Here is an 18,286-nt window from a genome sequence, read left to right as displayed (position 1 = left end):
ATTATTCATAGGGATCAGCGGATTCTGGGGCCACCTGGCAAGCTTTCAGTTGCGTGGCGATCGCCTCGTAATCCCCCACAAAAATCGTTTCTGTCAATGTTCTGCCTTGGAGGGGCGCACAGGTCGGGGCGGCATAAAAGGAGCGATCGCCGTAGAAACCACATTGTTGATCGGTGTGGTCACGCCAGAGGGCTTCAAGGTCTTGGAGAAGCTGACAGGGGAGTTGCTGGGCTTCCGTCGGGTTATTGATTTCCCCGTCCTGGTTGAGGTCAGCGTTTGTTCCCTGGGGACGTAAAAGGAGGCCATAAGTTTCCCGTAATGCCCCAGGGGTATATTGATCTTCATAATCCAAAAGGTTAGTTTCGGGCTTGAGGCTGCCAAATTCTCCCTGGGCGAGGGCGGTTTCGAGGGTGGGCAATTTTTGCTGTTGGATTACAGCCACTAATTGTTGTTTTGTTTGGCTGGCAAGGTCTTGTAATTCCTGCTGCTGGGCCGCCGCTAAATCAGGTCGCGCCTGGAGTTTGGTGATCTCCTGCAAAATTTTCTGGTAATAGGCGATCGCCAAATCAAAGTCCCCCGTATTTTGTCGCCGTTGGGCAATGGTCAGGAACCGGGGTAAATCCCGGAGGAGGGTCGGGGTTGTGGCCGAGCTATTAATCGAAATCGTCTCGATAATTTTGAGCGATCGTTGGCGTTCCCACCAAGTCCAGCCCCCTGCTAAACCTAGCAATACCAAAGCCACAGAGGAAAGCACCGCCAGTTTTTGGGCACCGCGCCGAATTTTCCGTTCCTGGTCGAGTTCCCGTTGTTGCCGTAGGGCGATCGCCGTTTCCTCTTGGGTACGCAAATCCAGACCCAAGTTAATAAAAAACCGTTGGGCATCACTGAGGCGATCGGGGCTTTTATCCAGCCAAAACTCTGCCTCCACCAAGGGCGCTTGTCGCAACAGATAACCGTCGCTGTTATTGTGGCTTTCCCATTGCTCAATGGCGTTATTTAAACGGGTTTGCCATCGTAGGAAATCAGCATTGTCGGCAATCCAACCCTGGAGACGTTGCCAGTGACAAATTAACGCTTCATGGACAATTTCGACAGTTTCAGTATTGCCGATCGGGTCACGATTCGTCGTCAACAGCCGTTCTGAAGCTAATTGCAACGCGAGAGGCCAGGCTTTAACTTCTGTTTGCGGCAGAATCCGTCGGGTAGCTTCGGCTCCTTCCCGCACTTGGATCAGTTGCAAAAAGAGGGCTTGCACCTGGGGCCGCTGGTCAGCGGAGAGTTTTCCATAAACCTGTTCGGCATAGTCCCGGAGCGCGGCGGTAATTCCCCCCAGATTTTCGTAGGCGGTATGGGTGAGCCAACCTTTCTCTTGGTGGGGCCACAGTTGGGTCAGGGCAAATTCGAGGAGGGGTAAATTCCCCACCTGGTCTTGTACTTCTGTGATTATTTTTTCCACTAAACCCGGCTCAAACCTTACTCCCATCAGGGCTGCAGGTTGGGCGATCGCCGCCTGGAGATCCGTACGGGAAAGGGGCAGCAGAAATTCTGGTTCATGGCGTTGCCAGAGTTTCCCCAGGCCGGGATGTTCTAGCACTGGCCCAACACAATCGGCCCGCAGAGTAAGCAGCACCACAAACTGGGGCGCTTCTTGGATGGCGGCCACCAACAGATCTAAAAATTGCCGCTGTGCCTCTGGGTGATTAAGGGTAAAAAGTTCCTCGAATTGATCAATGATCAGCAGTCGGCGGGTTTGCCTTGGTTGGGTTTGCTGAATTTGTCCTAACGCTGTCCCTAAACTTTGAGTATCCCCTCGGAAGGATTGCAACAATTTTGTTTCTGAAATATCGGGCTGCCACATTGCCACGGCATGGGCCAACCTTGCTACGGGATCATTTTCGGGACGCATCACTTGGATCGCCCAGTTGTACCTAGCATCCTGTCGCAACTGGGGCACAATCCCCGCAAACACCAGGGACGATTTCCCACTACCGGATGCTCCCACCAACGGTAACAGCGGTTGGCTTTGGAGCCGTTCTACCAACTTTTCTCGCAAACTTTCCCGCCCGAAATAAACCGCCGCATCCTGTTCCTGGAAGGTGTTCAAACCGCGATAGGGGCAGGGGGGCAAACCACCGAGTTGCAACCAAGTGGGGGGCAATAAAGCGCTATTTTGGCAAATGATTGGTAGCCAAGCCGCCCCAGGATAATCATTTTCTAGGCCTTGCAGTTGACGTCGAGCCTGTTTCACTGCTTGATAAAGGGGCAGTTGGGCGATCGCATAACCTTCGAGAAAACGTTGAAAAAAGTCCTGGGCGACTCGATTCGGCACCGGTTCGCGCATCACAATGGTCACGGGAATCTGGAGATTACCTAAACTATTCGCCAAACCCAACCCATCACAGGAATTGAAAATCGCCAACTGCAACCCCCGTTCCAAAGCTGTGCGGAGGCCTTCCTGTAAATGCTCCAGGGTCAAGCTGCGGTGTTCTGGCCCATCGTGGAGATAGAGGCGGCCCGTTTGCTGATCTGTCTGGCTGTGGCCCGCGAAAAATAAAATATCCCAACCTTGCTCATCCCAGAGGGCCGCATCAAATTCCTGGCGGGTGGGCTGCGTTAAAAATTGCACCTCCGCATCGGGAATTTCAGAGAGTTGTTGTTGTTCCGCCGTCAGATCGATGCCCTGGCTACTACCGAGGATCGCCAAAATGCGTACCTGTTGCCGTTTTTTCTGGGGGGTGATCTCTTTTAAACGATAAAACTGGGGCTGACTGAGGGCCACTTCCGCCAGGGGATAATCCACCAAAAATTGCCAACCCTGCCAGGGCAAATGGTGCAAATGCGGGTCATCTGTCTGCAAAATTAACCGCAGGGGCATCTCTGGGGAAAGATGCGATCGCAATGCCTGGACAATGGGCGTAAATCCGGGGCTGAGGAGCCATTCATTCAGTTGCCGTTGGAGCCGCTGGGACAAGTCCTCAAAGCTGACCTGGGATACATGGGTAACGGCGTCTTCTTCGATCTCAAAATCATCGTCTTCTTCGTCAAAACTGCGCATTCCCTCGGCCTGTCGCTGTCGTCCTAATTGCAGCCGCTGGGCGAGGGCGAGATAAACCGTTTGCCACTGCTGCAGACTATTGAGCAGGTCTGGGAAAGCGGGCAGTTGCCCAACAAATTGCTGAGGTAAAGGGACATCCATCTCCCAAATCTGGGCTGTGATTGTCGGAAATCCTTCGGTGAGGCTCCCCCGACCAAAGGCCAGGGAAATGGTGACGCTAGCATCACTGAGCCAATTAAATTTCAAAGGTTTCGTTGACGGTGCAACCATCGCCGCTTACCTCCACTTGAAATACTTTACCGGGAACACCCTTAAAGGGTTTGAGTTGAATGTAGCTGTCCTGTTGCCGACTGGTGATTGTTTGCAGCACCTTGCCGGACTTAGATTTGAGGGAAATACTTAAATCCGCTGGGAGATACTCTGCCTCAAAGGGGAGGAGTCGTGCCTGGATGCGAACTTTATCGTCTTCGTCGGTGGGGGCGAGGGTGACGAGGAGAACCACCTGTTCATTGCCCAGGCTCAAACCAAGATCGAGGAGTTTACCAGCTTGGATATCTTCGCTGAGGTTACGGGTGGCAAAGGCGAGCTGGGCTTCAGGCAGCATCAACTGATCGAGGGCCTGCCAACCTTGATCGAGGACATTATCAAACCAGTTGCCGAGTTTCGTGATCGTTTCTGTCACCTGGGTTCTGAGTTCTGCCAGGGCATTCACGGGGAGGGGAATAGCGGCGGGGGAAAGGTAACGGCAGTCAGCGAGGAAATGATTCAGTTCGGCATCAAAGTGATCGAGGCTGAAGCAATAATGGCCATCCCGTTTGGGGGCAGTTTGGAGGCGATCGCCCCGGCTGATCCTCCTGAGAATGACAGTTTCTGCTTCTTCATCGACTTCGACAATGCCGTAGAAATGGGCGGCGAGTTCCGGTTGTTCAATGTATTCCTGGGGCCAGAGCACCTGTTCGTCGAGGTAATCGCTCTGGGCTAAAAGGCAAACTTTAAAACCCCCTACGGTCACATAGGCCACCTGGGGCAGATGGGTCAGATCCCGTTGGCGACGTTTTTCTGGGAGGCGATCGCCAAGCCAATTTTCAAAGGCCACTAACCCCAGCCCATTTAAATAAGCCTGCCACTGGTCAGCTTCTGGCAAATTTCCAGCAGGCCAGGTTTGGACAAGGGCATAGTCAAGCTCGCTGAGGGTAATTTCTTCGGGGATCAGTAGGCGGAATTCAGATTGGGTGAACATTTTGGGGCTCCTCGGCGTCAAGCAAGATTAGGGGTTAGTTTGGGGTGGCATTCGTTAAGTAATGCTTTAGTTTTTGGGCGTAGGCACTGTCGAAGCGACGGTTTTTGCCACTGCGGATTTCGGCGGCGGCCTCCGTAAACAGTTCTTGGTCTACAAATTGTTCTAGTTGCTGGCAAAGGGAACTTAGGTAGTTTGGGTCGGGTTCCGGGCCAGTGAGTCCCTTTTGGCGAGCGAGATCGAGGAGTTTTGCGAGCAATTTTTCCGTGGTTTGGCGGCGCACTTGATTCAGCAGATCCCCAGGATTGAGGATGCGGCGGGCTTGATCCCAGCTACTCATGCCCAGTTGGGGGGCAATTTCGGCGAGGGATTGGGCCTCGATGTAATAGAGAAAAAGACCTTGCAAGTAGCGATCAGCAAAAGGTTTGTAGCGTTTGCTCTTGGCGAGTTTTTGTTGTTTTTGTTTGAGGTTGTCCTGGAGGCTCTCGTCAAAGGCGATCGCCAATTGGTCATGCAAAAATTGGATCAGCTCCCGTTGTTCGAGGTTCCCTTCATCGAGGCTTTCGTGGGGAAGATCCCGCCTGGGGGCATAGTCACCACTATCGGCGTCGTAGGTTTCTAAACTTTCCCGCGATCGCCAAATGTCATATTGCCGCAACTGTTCCGCGAGGCGATGCAAATCCCCCAGGAGTAACTTCGGGGCGCGGCTCGGATAACCCTGGTCAACGCAGTAGGCATCCATTTCCAAAAGTTGTGCTTCCGTGGGGGTTTGGCACTTGGTGCGTTGTTTCGTCTGTTGGCGTCGATCGCGACGATACACCCCATGGAAAGCCTTCAGCAGACATTGATCCGCAGGCGCTAACTGCTCAAACTGACTTTTGCGGGCGCGGTTTAACAAGGCCCAATCCGTGAGGTGCTGAAACCCAAATTCCGCTAAAAAAGCCCGAATCTCTGGATGTTGTTTCGTTTTCAAAAAAGCCCAATTTTTCAAACTGAGTTTATTTTCCCGTTGAGCCCCATAGGAGCGGAGAATTTCCACCGCAAAAATCTGAAACTGACAGGGGCTAAGTTGGGCCGCTTCGTTGAGTTGGACTTGATTGCTGTCCGTGGCCTCATCAATCAAAATTAACCTCTGGCCGTCGTCGTGGAGCACCAGAGGCAAAAGGTCTTGGTAAGAAAAATTCTGTTGGGCACTAAATAAACTCGCGAGGCGTTGGCAACTTTGGAGAATCGGTTGGGAGACGTAACACCGTAAACATAGCCCTGCTAATGCCTGATAATATGATTCCCCTTGGTTGCCTTGAAAGACCTGGAGGAGCTGCTCTGGTAAAGTGTTAGCCGAAAAAGTTGTGGTCTCTAACCAAGTTTGGGCGGTCGGGAGTGGTGCCCAGTGGTATCCTTGGCGATGCTGGAGACTGATGCGGTATAGGTGCCAGTACTGCTTCGGATAACTCATGATCTCCCCTTGGGTTCCCCATTCAAGCAAAAATGCATAGCGGTGTTTTTGTAAGTATCATTATCCTGTCGCTATACATCTTAATTGAGCTTTTTCTTAACTGATACAAGCGGGAATTCGTCTTCCTCGCACACAGTTTATTGTGACGAGCAGGGAGGGGATGAAAGCGAGTTAGACTCATGCTACTATAAGTTTGTCTTGACCACTTCTCCCTAAGCGAAAACCAAGCTAAACGGGCAGTGTTGCAAGAAAAGAATTTTGGCCTTCGGAACGAGGGTTTTCCGCCTATCGCCAGAATGTAAGACTCGCTATTTTTCGGAGTAGAAAGCAGTTCTTTGGGTAGGAAGCTTCTTCACGCTAAAGCGAGGAAGGAGTAGTTCACCAACCGGTTACCAAGCCAACATATTCCCCAAAAGACCTTGGCGCAAATTAGAGTCATTCACATAGCGCACGTTTTCTAGCTGTTGGTAGGTGGCGTAACGGTGGGCTTCTGCTTGGATCACGGCAGAGCAATCCTTGGCACTCATGGAACCGATGGTTTGCATGCCCCAACCGGTATTTTGGGCATCGATATGCTGGGTCGTGGTACTGTCCGGGGTGCTAGTGCTATCGGTCACTGTGGCCTCGTTGTGGAAACTGTTCACCTGGGTCATGTCTTCCATTTCCTGGGTATTACAGAATTCTTTGGCCTCTTCTACGCTTAGCCAGGGTTGATAGTCGTCGGCGATCGCCCCAGGGACAAAACTAAGGGGCAGTAGCATTGTTAAACCAAAAACAGCGAGCTTGCGAGTTGTGTTAAACATGGTTGGTTTCTCCGGGGGCGAGTAAAAAGTAAATAGTAGATTTAAGGGCTAAGGGGTAATCCCAGGGACTCCATGAAATTTGGATCATGGGCGGGACTATAGATATCAATGGGAACACTAATTTGGGTGCCAATGGTTGGACTTTGGATGCCGTAGGGAGCCAGGGGACTCGCGCCATTGCCATCAACAAAGTGACTACTGGTGCGTTGTTGGGTGGCGTTACCAGAGCCGACATAAAGCTGGCTGCTCGTGTTGGTCGTGGTATTGCCCCAGCAGGGTTGGTTGCCTGTGCCCATAAAGACTTGGTTACTTTGGTTAGCGGGAGTTGGAGAACCGTGGATTGCCACTTGGAGGGACACATCGGTCATCACACAGGCGGCCTGGGCGGGCATCCCGATAGAAGTCACGGGAACAAGCAGAGAAGGGGTAAAGATAATCCAGAAGGGGGAACCAGCAAAGAGAATTTTCATTGATTTGGCCTCGGTGAAGGGAACAGGGGAAAAACAGGGCAGTTGTGAACGGAGAGTTGGGTTAAACCACTGCCCTGGTGTTGGTCTTAGAAAGAAAAGATAGAGCTTTGGTTTTGGAAGCTGTTCTGGAAGCTGCTGTTGTTGACATTGTTGCCGAAACCGCTCCCCGCACCTGTTTGGCTGGCGCCCACCTGGGCAACGCTGGCATTATTGCCAAACCCAAAGGCGTCGGATTGGAGTTGGGTGCTGGATTGACCGAGGTTGTTGTTGACGTTGTTGAAAAAGCCATCAGCCACGGCAGTTTGGGAACCGACAATTGTAGACTGGGCGCCGTTGTTGCCACCACTAAAGAAGCCGCTTTGGTTTTGGAAATTTGATTGGCCCATGGTGTTAGAAGTGGAGTTCCCCACACCGACGGCGGCACTGGTTTGATTAGAAATCATTGTGCTGCTAGAAACATTATCGGCTTTAGCGGGTTGAGCGATACTCAGGACACCGAGAGCGAGGAAAGCACCAGCGGTAGCAAGTTTGAGGGATTGGGGACGAGAGAAAGTGAAAGTAGTCATGGGTCAGTTACCTGTTGATTGATTGTTGTGTGTTGCCAGGTGATAGTGACCAGAAATTTTGCTTATGCAGTTTTTTATCTTTCGCCCCAGAAAATTTTCTAGAAAAGTTCAGCGGCGATCGCCTTGAGGGGGGATTCCGTTGTGATCGGTTTTTTCTCAGAAGGAACAAGGGTAAAGTCGGGTTCGAGGAGAGCATCGTCCACCCAGCCGGAAAAATAATCCACGGTGGTACTGTCTAGGTCGAGGGCAAAAAGTGTTAAGTCTCCCCGCAGGGCATTGAGATCTTGAATCCCTTCAGGGTTATAGCCCTGCTCACTAATGCCCACTGGCCCCAGGCCCACCTGTTGCCCCATCACTTCATCAAAACTCCGCCCAAAGCGATCGCCTGCCCAATGCCATTCTTCGCCGGGCCAGTAGAGACGATCTTCCCAAGGCAACAAATCCGCACCGGGTTCACTGTCCCACTGGAAAGCCCCTTCCGGTACCGTCACCCGAAAACCCGTGGGATAAGCAACTTCAAAACGCCCTTTTTTCGGCTGTTCATGGGCAATGCCAAAGGGGACGGTACTCGCCCACCAGAGCACTTCGGCGGTGTCTGCGGTTAGGGTGGTGCTGGGAGTTTCTGCCAACAGACTGCGGTAAATAGGTAAACCTGACTCTGGCACTTGTGCTTCTAGGGCAAAGCGCCAACAATTCCACGCGTCCCACTGGTCAATATTGCGCCACTGAATGTTGCAAATGCCGTTCCCCGTCGCCGCCCAGAGCACATCCCCCTCGGCATAGAGTTGGGTGGGAATCGCCCCGATCAAGGGACTGTTGTGAATCGTGTGAAACGAGATTTTGCCATCACGCCAATCTTGATTAAATTCATAGGCCACCAAGCCCCGTGCGGGAATGAGGCTTGAACCTTCGGCGGCATATTTTGTCCCCAACCAAAGAGTTGTTTGATCGTCGTTGGTTGTGGCCTGGAGGTCAGTAATTTGGGTGGCAATCAACTCGTCCGGCTGCTGTAATTCGAGGCTGCCGTTGCTTGGGTCATAGCGAACTAGGCTACTCAAGCCGCTAAAGCCTTCCCCTTGCTCTGAGGAAACCGCAAAAAATAACGTTTCTTCGACAGGAATGGCCGCTGTCACCGTGGGAATGCCTAGATCCGCACCAATGCCACTGGCCCGCAACTGTTCGAGGGTATAAAGATCTAAGGCGATCGCCTCGGTTTCCCCTGGGGGAATCAGTTCAAAAATTGCCTTTTCGGGGGGATTCTCAAAATCTAGAAAAGGATTTGGCCGTAAGAGGACACGGTATTGATAGGCTTCTCCCGCTAGCTCGACTGTTTGAAACGCCGGATCTTCCCCTGCTAAAAGCAACTCCTGATCCTGAACGGCATTAGAGGTGTTGTCCGTGGTTGGCGGCAGAATCGCCCAACTCTGGGTTTCCCGACAAAAAACCAATTGATGATGCCGAGTTTGCACCGTCACAGTATCTGAATCAGCTTGAATGTCCCACGCCGTAAAATCGAACTGATCCGCCACTGACAGATCCGCTTGAATCGTCAATCGCTGGGCTGCTCCATCGGTGCTGGGACAATTGGCCGGGGTAGATGGCGCTGTTACATCCCCTGGCTGTTCCTCCAAACTAATAGACTGCCCATTACAAGCACCGAGGCAAATTAACCCAACCCAAACCCAAGGCGATCGCCCCAACCCATTTTGTCTAGCCCATAAACTTTGTCGCATCACCTTTACTGACTCCCTAAAACTATTGAAATAAATTTCCCTGCCGTTTTCACCTGAGAAAGTTTGCCAGGGGAAAGCTTGTGACTTATTTTGATAAAGATTTCTTGTTTGTTCCCTTACCTAATCCCAATTCTGAGCCGAATTTAACCATGGCGCAAATCCGCATCGACCCCCTGGCGATCCAACTCCAAACCCTCGAAACCGAAACTCTCCTCAAGGCGCTCCTGCGGGCCAAAGTTCACCTCGATGCCATCTGTGGCGGCAAAGGCTATTGCGGTACCTGTGTCGTTCATGTTGTTAGTGGTGCGACCCAACTCAGCCCGGTGACGGCCCAAGAACAAACCATCCTCAACAATCTGAAAAAATCTAGCGACACCTATCGCCTCAGTTGCCAGGCCTATGTGCGTGACGGAGAAACCGTTGTTTGTGACCTACCATCCCGTACCCTCACAAAGTTACAACAAATTCTCGATCGTCTAAAAAATCGCTATGCCCCGAAAGATATCCGCCACCCCCGCACCGGAGAACTGCTTGTTAAGCAGGGGGGCATTGTGACTCAGGATATTCTCGAACGCCTGTTAAGTGCCTGAAGTCCTTTTCTAGAAAAAAATATAAATTTTCATTAAGAAACAATTAAGTTTTGTTGATTGATTGTGGGTTTCGCCGGGGGGCTGAGATTTCCATGCTATGTTTGGTTTCCATAACAAAGTCCTAGTCTTATAACTCTCGTTTTTTAAGGGGTTTCTTAGATATCGTCCAAAATCCAGGACTTTCAAAGGGTTCTAGTCCCCTTTGAGAATGTGTAATGAGTTAACTCGATTTTTAGCCATACTAACCAAACAAATTACGGACTTGGACGTTTGAATTGCTTGGTTCCAGTGGTGCCTCCCTAAAAAATTAGATTTAGACATCGACAATGTTGTCGCCAATGACAATTTGTTGAGTTTTGTATCGTCGTTTGCTTGTTCCAAGCTACCGCCTATGGTTGGTACATCTACTTTGCACAACCAGATCATTCTCATCGCGGAAATGAATGAGCGCGTGTATAAGCCCATTGCCACGCAACTCACCCGCGCTGGAGCCGTTGTTTGCGTGTCTGAGACGAGGCAGGCTCTACTCAAAGAATGCGACCGTCGTCATCCCCAGTTACTGTTACTGGGCACGCTCCCCCATACCAACAGTCTCGATTTATTTCGGCAATGTCGAGATTTTTGGCAAGATTTACCCGTGGTACTCCTCGCCCACCAACCCCTAGTCAATGATTACTTTCGTGATTGGGCGCTGAAACAGGGGGTGCGAGCGGTACTCAGCAGCTATGTGCAACATCTCGCCCAGTTACAAGCTACGGTCCAAGATATTTTGTTTCCTCTGTTAGAGCCCGTTGCCGCCACGGCCAAGCGCACCATGCCGCCCATCCCAATCCCGGTGGTCACAAATCCAGCTAAGGGTACGGATATTTCCAGGGCCAGAGCCATCATTGCTTTGAATCAAATTAGTGAATTTAGTCAAAAGTATTTTGGGAACCTTGCCATCGGTAATTATTGGCGAAAAGCCCAGCAAACGCTCCAGTCAGAACATCCCCTTTTGGACTGTTGGGTGGTGGATCACTGGGGCAGTTTTGATCCAGAGCAAGGGGCGATCGCCTCTCCCGAACCGCACCTCAGTCAGGCCGAACTACAGAGCCTCAAAGTATGGGTAGCGACCTTTACCCAAGAGTGCGAACGCATTGTTGTAGACTTTGCCCAATTGCTCCGCCAATATGCCCTCAGCGAAGCTGATTGTCGCTTTCTCCTTTAAATTTTTTACCCCCCCAATTCCCCGTGAATAAAATCTCAATCCAACCCCTCGATAAAACCGTTCCCGTCCAGGGCCAAGAGACCTTGCTTGATGTGCTACTCCGGGAAGACATGAGTGTCATGCAGGCCTGTGGTGCCCAAGGGCGCTGTGCCACTTGTCATATTTACGTCAAATCTGGGGGGGAAGCCCTCAGCCCGATGAATGACCAAGAACGACTGACCCTCAGTTTTATTGCCACCGCCCAAGCCAATTCTCGCCTTGCCTGTCAAACGAAGATCTGTGGTGATGGGGCCGTTATCGAAGTGCCCAGGGGGATGTACATCGGTTCCATGGGCGAGCTCAAATCCCTGGTTGGTACCCGCGCTAATCAAAATATTATTCACCCTTTGACCGGAGAAATTCTCGTCGAAGAAAACAAATTAATTCTGCGCTCGGCCCTCGAAAAAATGGCCAATATTGATGCGGCTTTAGAAACCAATCTTTTGGATGTGTTCCAACCCTCTTCTGTGTCAAATATTGCCAACTACTTTGATTAGTTTTGGCTTTTCTCGCTTTTTTAAGCTTGTCTTTCTCACTGTTGTGATTGCGATTTATTGATCCTATGGTTTCTTCTGCCCGTTCCCAAACTCTCCCATACCACCGTTCCTGGCAAAAAGCCTGCCACTATAGTCGTCATACCTTCTTTCAGTTTGATCCCACCCAAGGCACCGTAAGCGATCGCCATGGCCAACGGAATCTCCTTACCACGGAAGATTTCATTATTGGGTTACAAAAGGGCCTTGAGCATGAAGTCGGTGAAGCTTCCGGTTGGTTAATGTACTTGATCGGCCAGGAGTGGGGCGTCGAAGATGCGGCCCAATTTAAGGTATGGTTCCAGGATGAGTTCGGCTTGTATTTTAAAGATGCGGCGCTCCGGTTTGCCCTCGAAACCTGGTGGTGGCCCCTGACGGCCCAGGGGTGGGGGAAATGGCAGGTGGATTTGTCTTCGATTAAGGAAGGCTTTTTATTTATTGATCTATTTGACTCGGCGGTGGCGAAAACCCTCGGTGATGTCGGTAAGCCCGTGTGCTTCCTCTATGCGGGGCTATTTGCGGGGTTCTTTTCGAGCTTTTTTGACCGGGCCTTGAGTAGCACTGAAATTCAGTGTTATTCCATGGGGAATGATTTTTGTCGGTTTCTAATCGGTTCGGAAAAACGGGTGAAGGCGGCGGAATTTTGGCTGACATCTGGGGCAACGGCGGCGGATATTGAAGCTCGCTTTCAGGCGCTCAAAACGGAAGCGGCACTTGATGCGGTTGGGCGCGAATAAAGCAAAGGCACACTTCAAGGACAAATCAAATCACATGGCACAAGATGATTCTCTACTCCGGCGCTGGTTTCCGACTTTTGTGGGACTTTTTGAAAAACTCAAGCCTCCTACGGCAGCCCCTGTCCCTACCCGTGGGGCAACCCCTGCCCCGACCCTCGTCCGGCGATCGCCTCGACCAGATGGCCCTTTTTTTCTCAAGGGGTTTGAGGAAGCAGCTTTTCTCTCCCGGGATGATCTGCTGTTAGCCCTACAGTGGAGTGCGCCGCCTTCCGAATTGGATCAATATGCTGCCACTCTCCAAGGGACTTCACCTAGGCGATCGCCCGTTGTTGAAACCGAGGAATCTGATACCGACTTTTTCATTCGGGGCCTACAGAATATCGAAACCGTCGATGGCCTCAAAAATTTAGATCTTGTCGCCCTCCTCACCTGGGAAGAGCAAGGTCAAACTCTCCGAGAAGTTGACCCCGATGACTACGACCTACTCGACGATTTATTAGATCTCGCCGATATTTAGGGCGTTAGGTGGCTAAAACTCCTTACAAAAACGGAATTATTAAAAAATAAAACAATTTACCGTCCCTTTTCGAGAAAAACCTAGAATTTTTCCAGCGTAAATTTTGCCTACTTTTTTCATCAGGATAAATTTTTATGATCACCCTCTTAGAAACCCTCCTTGAACGTTCCGACGGGGCTTATATCGAACCCCAAGATCTTGATCAAGTCGATCAGACTCTCCAATCCTGGGGCGATCGCCGGATCACCTATCAATTGATCCAAGAGAAAGAAGAAAAAATCGTCGACGAGACCCTCCGGCGCTTCCAAACCGAAAACGAAGTGCTATTGCGCTCGGCCCCAGAGACAGTTCTCAAAAAATGTAAAGGCGACCTCATCTCAGTCCTCCGCAACTGCGCCACAGCGATGCTCCTCCAGGACGAAGAACTCCTCAAAGATCGCTTCCTGTACTGGATGCAAAATATTATGCGGGCCTTGAAAAATCAAAAATACAACAACGAAGTTTACCGCATTATCCAAGAGGTCATCCAAGAAGAACTCTCCGCCCCATACGCCCAACTGATGCTGCCCTATCTCCAAGTCACCCACCAATACCTGAGCGAATAACCATGACTTTGTCCCCTGTCCCTGGGAATTACTTTACCCCCCGCACCTATATCCAATGCCAACCGGAAACGGGCCTTTTAAAAACACGCCACGGGAATCGCCTCTTGGCCGTACCAGAAGTGTTGCTCCGGAGCATCCATAAAGCCCTACGGGAAGAAACAGGTGAAGCAACCCCTTTCGCCCTCTATACCTTTGGTTTTTGGTGGGGGGGTGCCTTTTACGACCGCTTGAAAACAGAAATTGAAGCATACTACCAACGCACGATCCCCCAGATGAATGCCCTAGAATTTTTGGTGATGATGCGGCAAATTTGGGAAACCCACGGTTTTGGGCACTTAAATTTAGATTTTACCCACCGTGATTTGGGCCTAATCAAGGTACAGGTAGAAGCCTCGATGATGCAGTTGGGTACGGAAATTGGCCTGAAACCAGAACAAACACCGTCCTATCATTTAGAAGCGGGTTTTATTGCAGCTTGGTTTTCCCGTTGGGCTGGGAAAGGCATTCGGGCCTGTGCAGTGGATTTACCAAAGGATGCGGCAACGTTAATGGCGAATCCGCCACAATTTGCCAACTTCTTGGTGGGCTTAGGGCCAAAAATTGAACAGACGGAAATGTGGGTCAAACAAGGTCTTTCTAGCGCCGAGATTATCGAAAAATTTGCAGTGACCGATGCCTAAATTGATCTAGGTTTTGTTAATGCTAAACCCTGGGCGCTGCGGCCTAGAGCGTTTCTTGGCATGATGGAAGCAAGTTCAACAAGTGTTTTGCTTACATAATCGATATGACAACTGATGTTCTGACCAAACATAATGTTCAAATCCTCGGCAATGCCAGTTCAGACAAGGTACTCCTCTTTGCCCATGGCTTTGGCAGTGATCAAACCAGTTGGCGTTTAGTGGCCCCGGCCTTTGCGGCGGACTACCGTTTGGTGCTTTTTGATTTGCCGGGTTGTGGGCGATCGCAGGCAGACGAAAACGAGACACTACATCACACACGCCTCGAAAGTTACGCCCAGGACATTCTCGACATTTGTGAGGCCCTCGACTTGGAGGAAGTGCAACTGGTCGCCCATTCAGTCAGTAGTATGACCGCCACCCTGGTGGCTCTCAAGCACCCCAATCTCATTACCCGTTTAGTGTTCATCAGTGCCTCACCCCGGTATATCCATGACCAAGATTATGTGGGGAGTTTTGATCAGGCCACAGCCGATGAAATCTTGGCGGAAATGTCCCAGAACTATTTCCAATGGGTGCGTAAATATGCGCCATCGATCATGAATACCCCGAAGCAACCATTACTCTCGGCGGAATTTTCAAAAACCCTCCTCCGTCTACGGCCTGATTATGCTTTTTTGACCTTTTCGCTGATCCTCAAATCTGATTATCGTCGCGAGGTGAGTCAACTGAAGCTCCCAACGTTAATTTTGCAAGCCGAGAATGATCCTTTTGTGGCTAAAGCTGTAAGCGAATATCTCCACCAAGCCATTCGCAGTAGTCAGCTCCACTGGATTGACGCCAAGGGGCATTTTCCCCAATTGAGTAATCCCCAGGCGGTGATCGCTGCCCTCAAAGATTTTCTCCATTAAACTCACAGCAAAAGGCGATCGCCATCCCATGAAAAATTTGCCACAGCGCTAAACCACAGAAGAAAGACTACAGTGGGGGCCTTGATGAGCTGCTTCCTTCGGAGAGACCAATGTTTGGGAGTCAGGATACTGGGCCAAAAACGCGGTGCGCCAATGGATATGTCGTTCCACTTGTTTTGCCAAGCCCAGTAAATGGTGGCGCTGTCTGTCAGAAAGAGTTTGGGGGCGATCATCGATCGCACAGAGGGTACCCAAACAATAACCATCGGCTGTATACAGAGGAACACCCACATAGAAACGAATCTTGGGCGCTTGAACCACGAGGGGGTTGTCCCAAAAACGCTTATCCAGGCTGGCGTCAGGAATTTCAAAAAGCTCAGTATCCTCGATCGCGTGGGCACAAAAAGAAATAACCCTGGAGGTTTCTTCGAGGGTGAAGCCATAGCGTGACTTAAACCACTGGCGATCGCGATCCACCAAAGAGATTGCCGCAATTTTTGTGCCGCAGAGCCGCGCCACCAACCGCGTGATGAGATCAAAGGCTGCTTCCTGGGGGGTATCCAGTAGATAGGTACGGTGTAGTGCCGCAAGACGATGTTCTTCGTTAGTCAGGATTGGAGGAGCAATCATAGAATCCACGGACAATCATTAAAAAATGATGGGGGTATATTGTGGTGTGGCTTAACCAAAAATTAACTTTATCGGAGTGTTTACCCCAATAATGATGAGCAAAAGAATGACATCAGCTACTCAAATTAAATCTTAGCAATAAATAGTACAAGTCATACATATTTCTGACAGTTTTTTGTGTTTAATCTTAACTTCTAAAAAAGGCATAAATCACCCAAAATCTCTTGGTAGACTAGCTTGGAAGAATTTTATGACGATTAGTAAGATACGCTAAAATGCCGAAAAATCACCTTGGGGACTAGCATTTGAATTGCCTCTTATCGATTTGTTTTTGGGATATTTCAAGTGATTTTCAGCAAAAACTATGACAGTTTTATTTTGAGTTGAGAGGACAATTTTTAAAACTCATAAAAATCATGCGTCCCCGAATCAATTGAATCTCCATGGCAATTAACGTTACCTTATGAGCCTCTACTTTATCGTTCGCTAGATCACAATGTCTTCTGTCAATATTCTTCTGTGGTATCGCCGTGATCTCCGGCTCCATGACCACCAGCCACTCCAGGAAGCCCTAGCACAACAGGCCCAGATTTTTCCTTTCTACTGTTTTGACCCCCGGGAGTTTGGTTCAATTGGGCTAGATTTCCCAAAAACAGGTGCCTTTCGGGGTCAGTTTCTCCGGGAAGCCATCCAGGATCTCCGGCAAAATCTCCGTGCCAAGGGCAGTGATTTGATTGTGCGCCAGGACATCCCAGAAAAGTTAATCCCTGATTTATGTCAGCAATGGCAGATTGACGCTGTTTATTGGCACAGGGAGGTGACGGCAGAGGAAACCCGCGTTGAACGAAAACTGCGCCAAGCCCTAAAGCAACGGGGCGTTCAAGTGGAAACGTTTTGGGGAACGACCCTCCACGATCCAGGGGATTTGCCTTTTGGGATCAACGAAGTGCCGGAGGTTTTTACGCAATTTCGTAAGGATGTGGAAAAGTATGCGGCGATCGCCTCCCCAGTACCCACACCAACCCAATTGCCCCCCCTCCCCGAAACCCTTGCTCCAGGCGAGATTCCCAGTCTCCAGGATTTGGGTTTGCCGGAACCAACCATTGATCCCCGTGGTGTGCTCCCGTTTAAAGGCGGTGAAACGGCAGGCTTGCAACGACTCCAGGCTTATTTTTGGGAAGGCGATCGCCTCAAGGTTTACAAAGAAACCCGCAATGGTTTGTTAGGAGCCGATTACTCCTCAAAATTCTCACCCTGGCTCGCCCTGGGCTGTCTCTCGGCCCGTTACATTGCCGCCCAAGTCGCCGAATACGAACAAAAACGGATCGCTAACAACTCCACCTACTGGCTGATTTTTGAGCTGCTCTGGCGGGATTATTTCCGCTGGATCTGTGCCAAACACGGCAACCAAATTTTCCAACCCGAAGGTTTACAGGGGGTAAAAATTCCTTGGAAACAAGACCACGAAGCCTTTGAACTGTGGCGGACGGGCCAAACGGGGATTCCCTTTGTCGATGCCAATATGCGCGAACTCCTGTATACGGGCTTTATGTCCAACCGGGGCCGGCAAAATGTTGGTAGCTTTCTGACGAAAAATCTGGGGATTGACTGGCGCTGGGGCGCCGCTTGGTTTGAGTCGCAACTCATTGACTACGACGTGTGCAGCAACTGGGGCAATTGGAACTACACCGCTGGCGTGGGGAATGATGCGCGGGGTTTTCGCTATTTCAACATTCCCAAACAGGCCAAGGATTACGATCCCCAGGGGGACTATGTGCGCCACTGGCTTCCGGAGTTGGCGGCCCTCCCCGGTGAACAGATCCATCAACCCTGGCGTTTACCTGTGCAAGCGTTAGGCGATCGCCAAATTATTTTGGGGGAAACCTACCCGAAACCGATGGTTGATCTGCAAACCTCTGTCCAAGAAAACGAACGCATTTACCAAAAAGCCCTGGGTCTGGCCCCTAAGTCCCAATCCCGAAAGCCCCGTAAAAATTTCAAATGCAATCAAGATACTCCCAAAGCCCGTTGGCGGCGTTAGTCAATCTAAACGAGGCAGTTCAAAAAAACTTTTGCCTCTCCCCTTGCGTTTTAAAAAATCCCCTGTTATAGTTGTTAAGGCTTAAGGGCGTTTAGCTCAGCGGTAGAGCGCCTGCCTTACAAGCAGGATGCCACTGGTTCAAATCCAGTAACGCCCATCCTTAAGAAGAATATGCCAAGGTCACCTTCTGGGGTGGCTTTTTATTTTTCCGTGACCCATTAGGCGCAAACGGGGCCTTAACAGGGATTTAAGAAAATTTGTGTTTCCCCATGAACGGCAAACAAACTCCATATTTGTTCGCTTCTGGGGGAGCACCATGGTTAAATGTTAGTGCCGTTGTATAATAAGCGGCGAAATTAATAAAAGCAATTATTTTCGTACCGAGTTTATCTGGGCGATCGCCTTCGGGGTGACAGTGTGGCAAAGCTAAGGTTATTTACACGCCTGAGCCTCGCGAATAAACCGATTCGTCACGAATT

The 18,286-nt window shown here is 50.4% G+C and carries 17 protein-coding genes and 1 tRNA gene; 10 read left to right on the top strand and 8 right to left on the bottom strand.

From position 1 onward, the window contains the following. Position 1: 1 nt before the first annotated feature. From AWQ22_RS13540 to AWQ22_RS13510, 7 genes are all read right to left on the bottom strand, one after another. A complete protein-coding gene (locus AWQ22_RS13540) occupies positions 2-3,325 on the bottom strand; it encodes a CHAT domain-containing protein (protein ID WP_084449011.1) in 3,324 nt (1,107 codons plus the stop codon). Next, positions 3,291-4,295 (bottom strand): DUF1822 family protein, encoded by a 1,005-nt coding sequence (locus AWQ22_RS13535; protein WP_065711427.1) that lies wholly within the window; start codon positions 4,293-4,295, stop codon positions 3,291-3,293. Before AWQ22_RS13535 ends, AWQ22_RS13540 begins: the two co-directional genes overlap by 35 nt. 34 nt (positions 4,296-4,329) lie before the next feature. Continuing rightward, on the bottom strand, positions 4,330-5,748 hold the full coding sequence (locus tag AWQ22_RS13530) for a hypothetical protein (protein WP_065711426.1): 1,419 nt from the start codon (positions 5,746-5,748) through the stop codon (positions 4,330-4,332). A gap of 389 nt (positions 5,749-6,137) precedes the next feature. Next, positions 6,138-6,551, bottom strand: a complete 414-nt coding sequence (locus AWQ22_RS13525) for a hypothetical protein (RefSeq protein WP_084449010.1) — start codon at positions 6,549-6,551, stop codon at positions 6,138-6,140. A 41-nt stretch (positions 6,552-6,592) separates the two neighbouring features. Beyond that, positions 6,593-7,021, bottom strand: coding sequence for a hypothetical protein (locus AWQ22_RS13520; RefSeq protein WP_030007391.1), 429 nt, complete (start codon positions 7,019-7,021; stop codon positions 6,593-6,595). Positions 7,022-7,107: 86 nt separating this feature from the next. Further along, positions 7,108-7,587: a hypothetical protein gene (locus AWQ22_RS13515; RefSeq protein WP_065711425.1), complete on the bottom strand. Its 480-nt coding sequence runs from the start codon at positions 7,585-7,587 to the stop codon at positions 7,108-7,110. A gap of 98 nt (positions 7,588-7,685) precedes the next feature. Then, the gene (locus AWQ22_RS13510) at positions 7,686-9,320 is read right to left on the bottom strand and encodes a hypothetical protein (RefSeq protein ID WP_065711424.1); all 1,635 of its coding nucleotides are present in this window, start codon (positions 9,318-9,320) and stop codon (positions 7,686-7,688) included. Positions 9,321-9,400: 80 nt separating this feature from the next. Here AWQ22_RS13510 and AWQ22_RS13505 point away from each other — a divergent pair, with 80 nt between their 5' ends. The 8 genes from AWQ22_RS13505 to AWQ22_RS13470 all read left to right on the top strand — a co-directional run bounded on the left by AWQ22_RS13505 (position 9,401) and on the right by AWQ22_RS13470 (position 15,136). Continuing rightward, on the top strand, positions 9,401-9,910 hold the full coding sequence (locus AWQ22_RS13505; protein WP_012308271.1) for a 2Fe-2S iron-sulfur cluster-binding protein: 510 nt from the start codon (positions 9,401-9,403) through the stop codon (positions 9,908-9,910). Between the two features lie 391 nt (positions 9,911-10,301). Next, complete coding sequence (locus AWQ22_RS13500; protein WP_065711423.1) at positions 10,302-11,117, top strand: response regulator; 816 nt, start codon at positions 10,302-10,304, stop codon at positions 11,115-11,117. A 23-nt stretch (positions 11,118-11,140) separates the two neighbouring features. Next, a complete protein-coding gene (locus tag AWQ22_RS13495; protein WP_030007395.1) occupies positions 11,141-11,653 on the top strand; it encodes a 2Fe-2S iron-sulfur cluster-binding protein in 513 nt (170 codons plus the stop codon). Positions 11,654-11,718: 65 nt separating this feature from the next. Continuing rightward, positions 11,719-12,426, top strand: coding sequence for a V4R domain-containing protein (locus AWQ22_RS13490; RefSeq protein WP_030007396.1), 708 nt, complete (start codon positions 11,719-11,721; stop codon positions 12,424-12,426). Between the two features lie 34 nt (positions 12,427-12,460). Beyond that, on the top strand, positions 12,461-12,943 hold the full coding sequence (locus tag AWQ22_RS13485) for a hypothetical protein (protein WP_157094633.1): 483 nt from the start codon (positions 12,461-12,463) through the stop codon (positions 12,941-12,943). A gap of 134 nt (positions 12,944-13,077) precedes the next feature. Next, a complete protein-coding gene (locus AWQ22_RS13480; protein ID WP_065711421.1) occupies positions 13,078-13,548 on the top strand; it encodes a phycocyanin in 471 nt (156 codons plus the stop codon). A 2-nt stretch (positions 13,549-13,550) separates the two neighbouring features. Continuing rightward, positions 13,551-14,228: a hypothetical protein gene (locus AWQ22_RS13475; RefSeq protein ID WP_012308265.1), complete on the top strand. Its 678-nt coding sequence runs from the start codon at positions 13,551-13,553 to the stop codon at positions 14,226-14,228. Between the two features lie 104 nt (positions 14,229-14,332). Next, positions 14,333-15,136 carry an alpha/beta fold hydrolase gene (locus AWQ22_RS13470; protein ID WP_084449008.1) on the top strand — a complete coding sequence of 268 codons (804 nt, stop codon included), beginning with the start codon at positions 14,333-14,335 and terminating at the stop codon, positions 15,134-15,136. Positions 15,137-15,184: 48 nt separating this feature from the next. Here the strand turns inward: AWQ22_RS13470 and AWQ22_RS13465 are convergent, their stop codons facing one another. Further along, on the bottom strand, positions 15,185-15,766 hold the full coding sequence (locus AWQ22_RS13465) for a GAF domain-containing protein (protein WP_065711420.1): 582 nt from the start codon (positions 15,764-15,766) through the stop codon (positions 15,185-15,187). A 496-nt stretch (positions 15,767-16,262) separates the two neighbouring features. Between AWQ22_RS13465 and AWQ22_RS13460 the strand changes: the two genes are divergently transcribed. Together AWQ22_RS13460 and AWQ22_RS13455 are read left to right on the top strand one after the other, a co-directional pair. Next, a complete protein-coding gene (locus AWQ22_RS13460) occupies positions 16,263-17,807 on the top strand; it encodes a DASH family cryptochrome (protein ID WP_065711419.1) in 1,545 nt (514 codons plus the stop codon). 85 nt (positions 17,808-17,892) lie between these two features. Continuing rightward, positions 17,893-17,964: transfer RNA gene (locus AWQ22_RS13455), tRNA-Val, on the top strand. The last annotated feature ends 322 nt before the right edge of the window (positions 17,965-18,286 follow it).

Source organism: Picosynechococcus sp. PCC 7117 (assembly GCF_001693275.1).
GTDB lineage: Bacteria > Cyanobacteriota > Cyanobacteriia > Cyanobacteriales > MRBY01 > MRBY01.
Note: the sequence above shows the minus strand (reverse complement) of the source record. Positions and strands in the feature narration are given on the sequence as shown.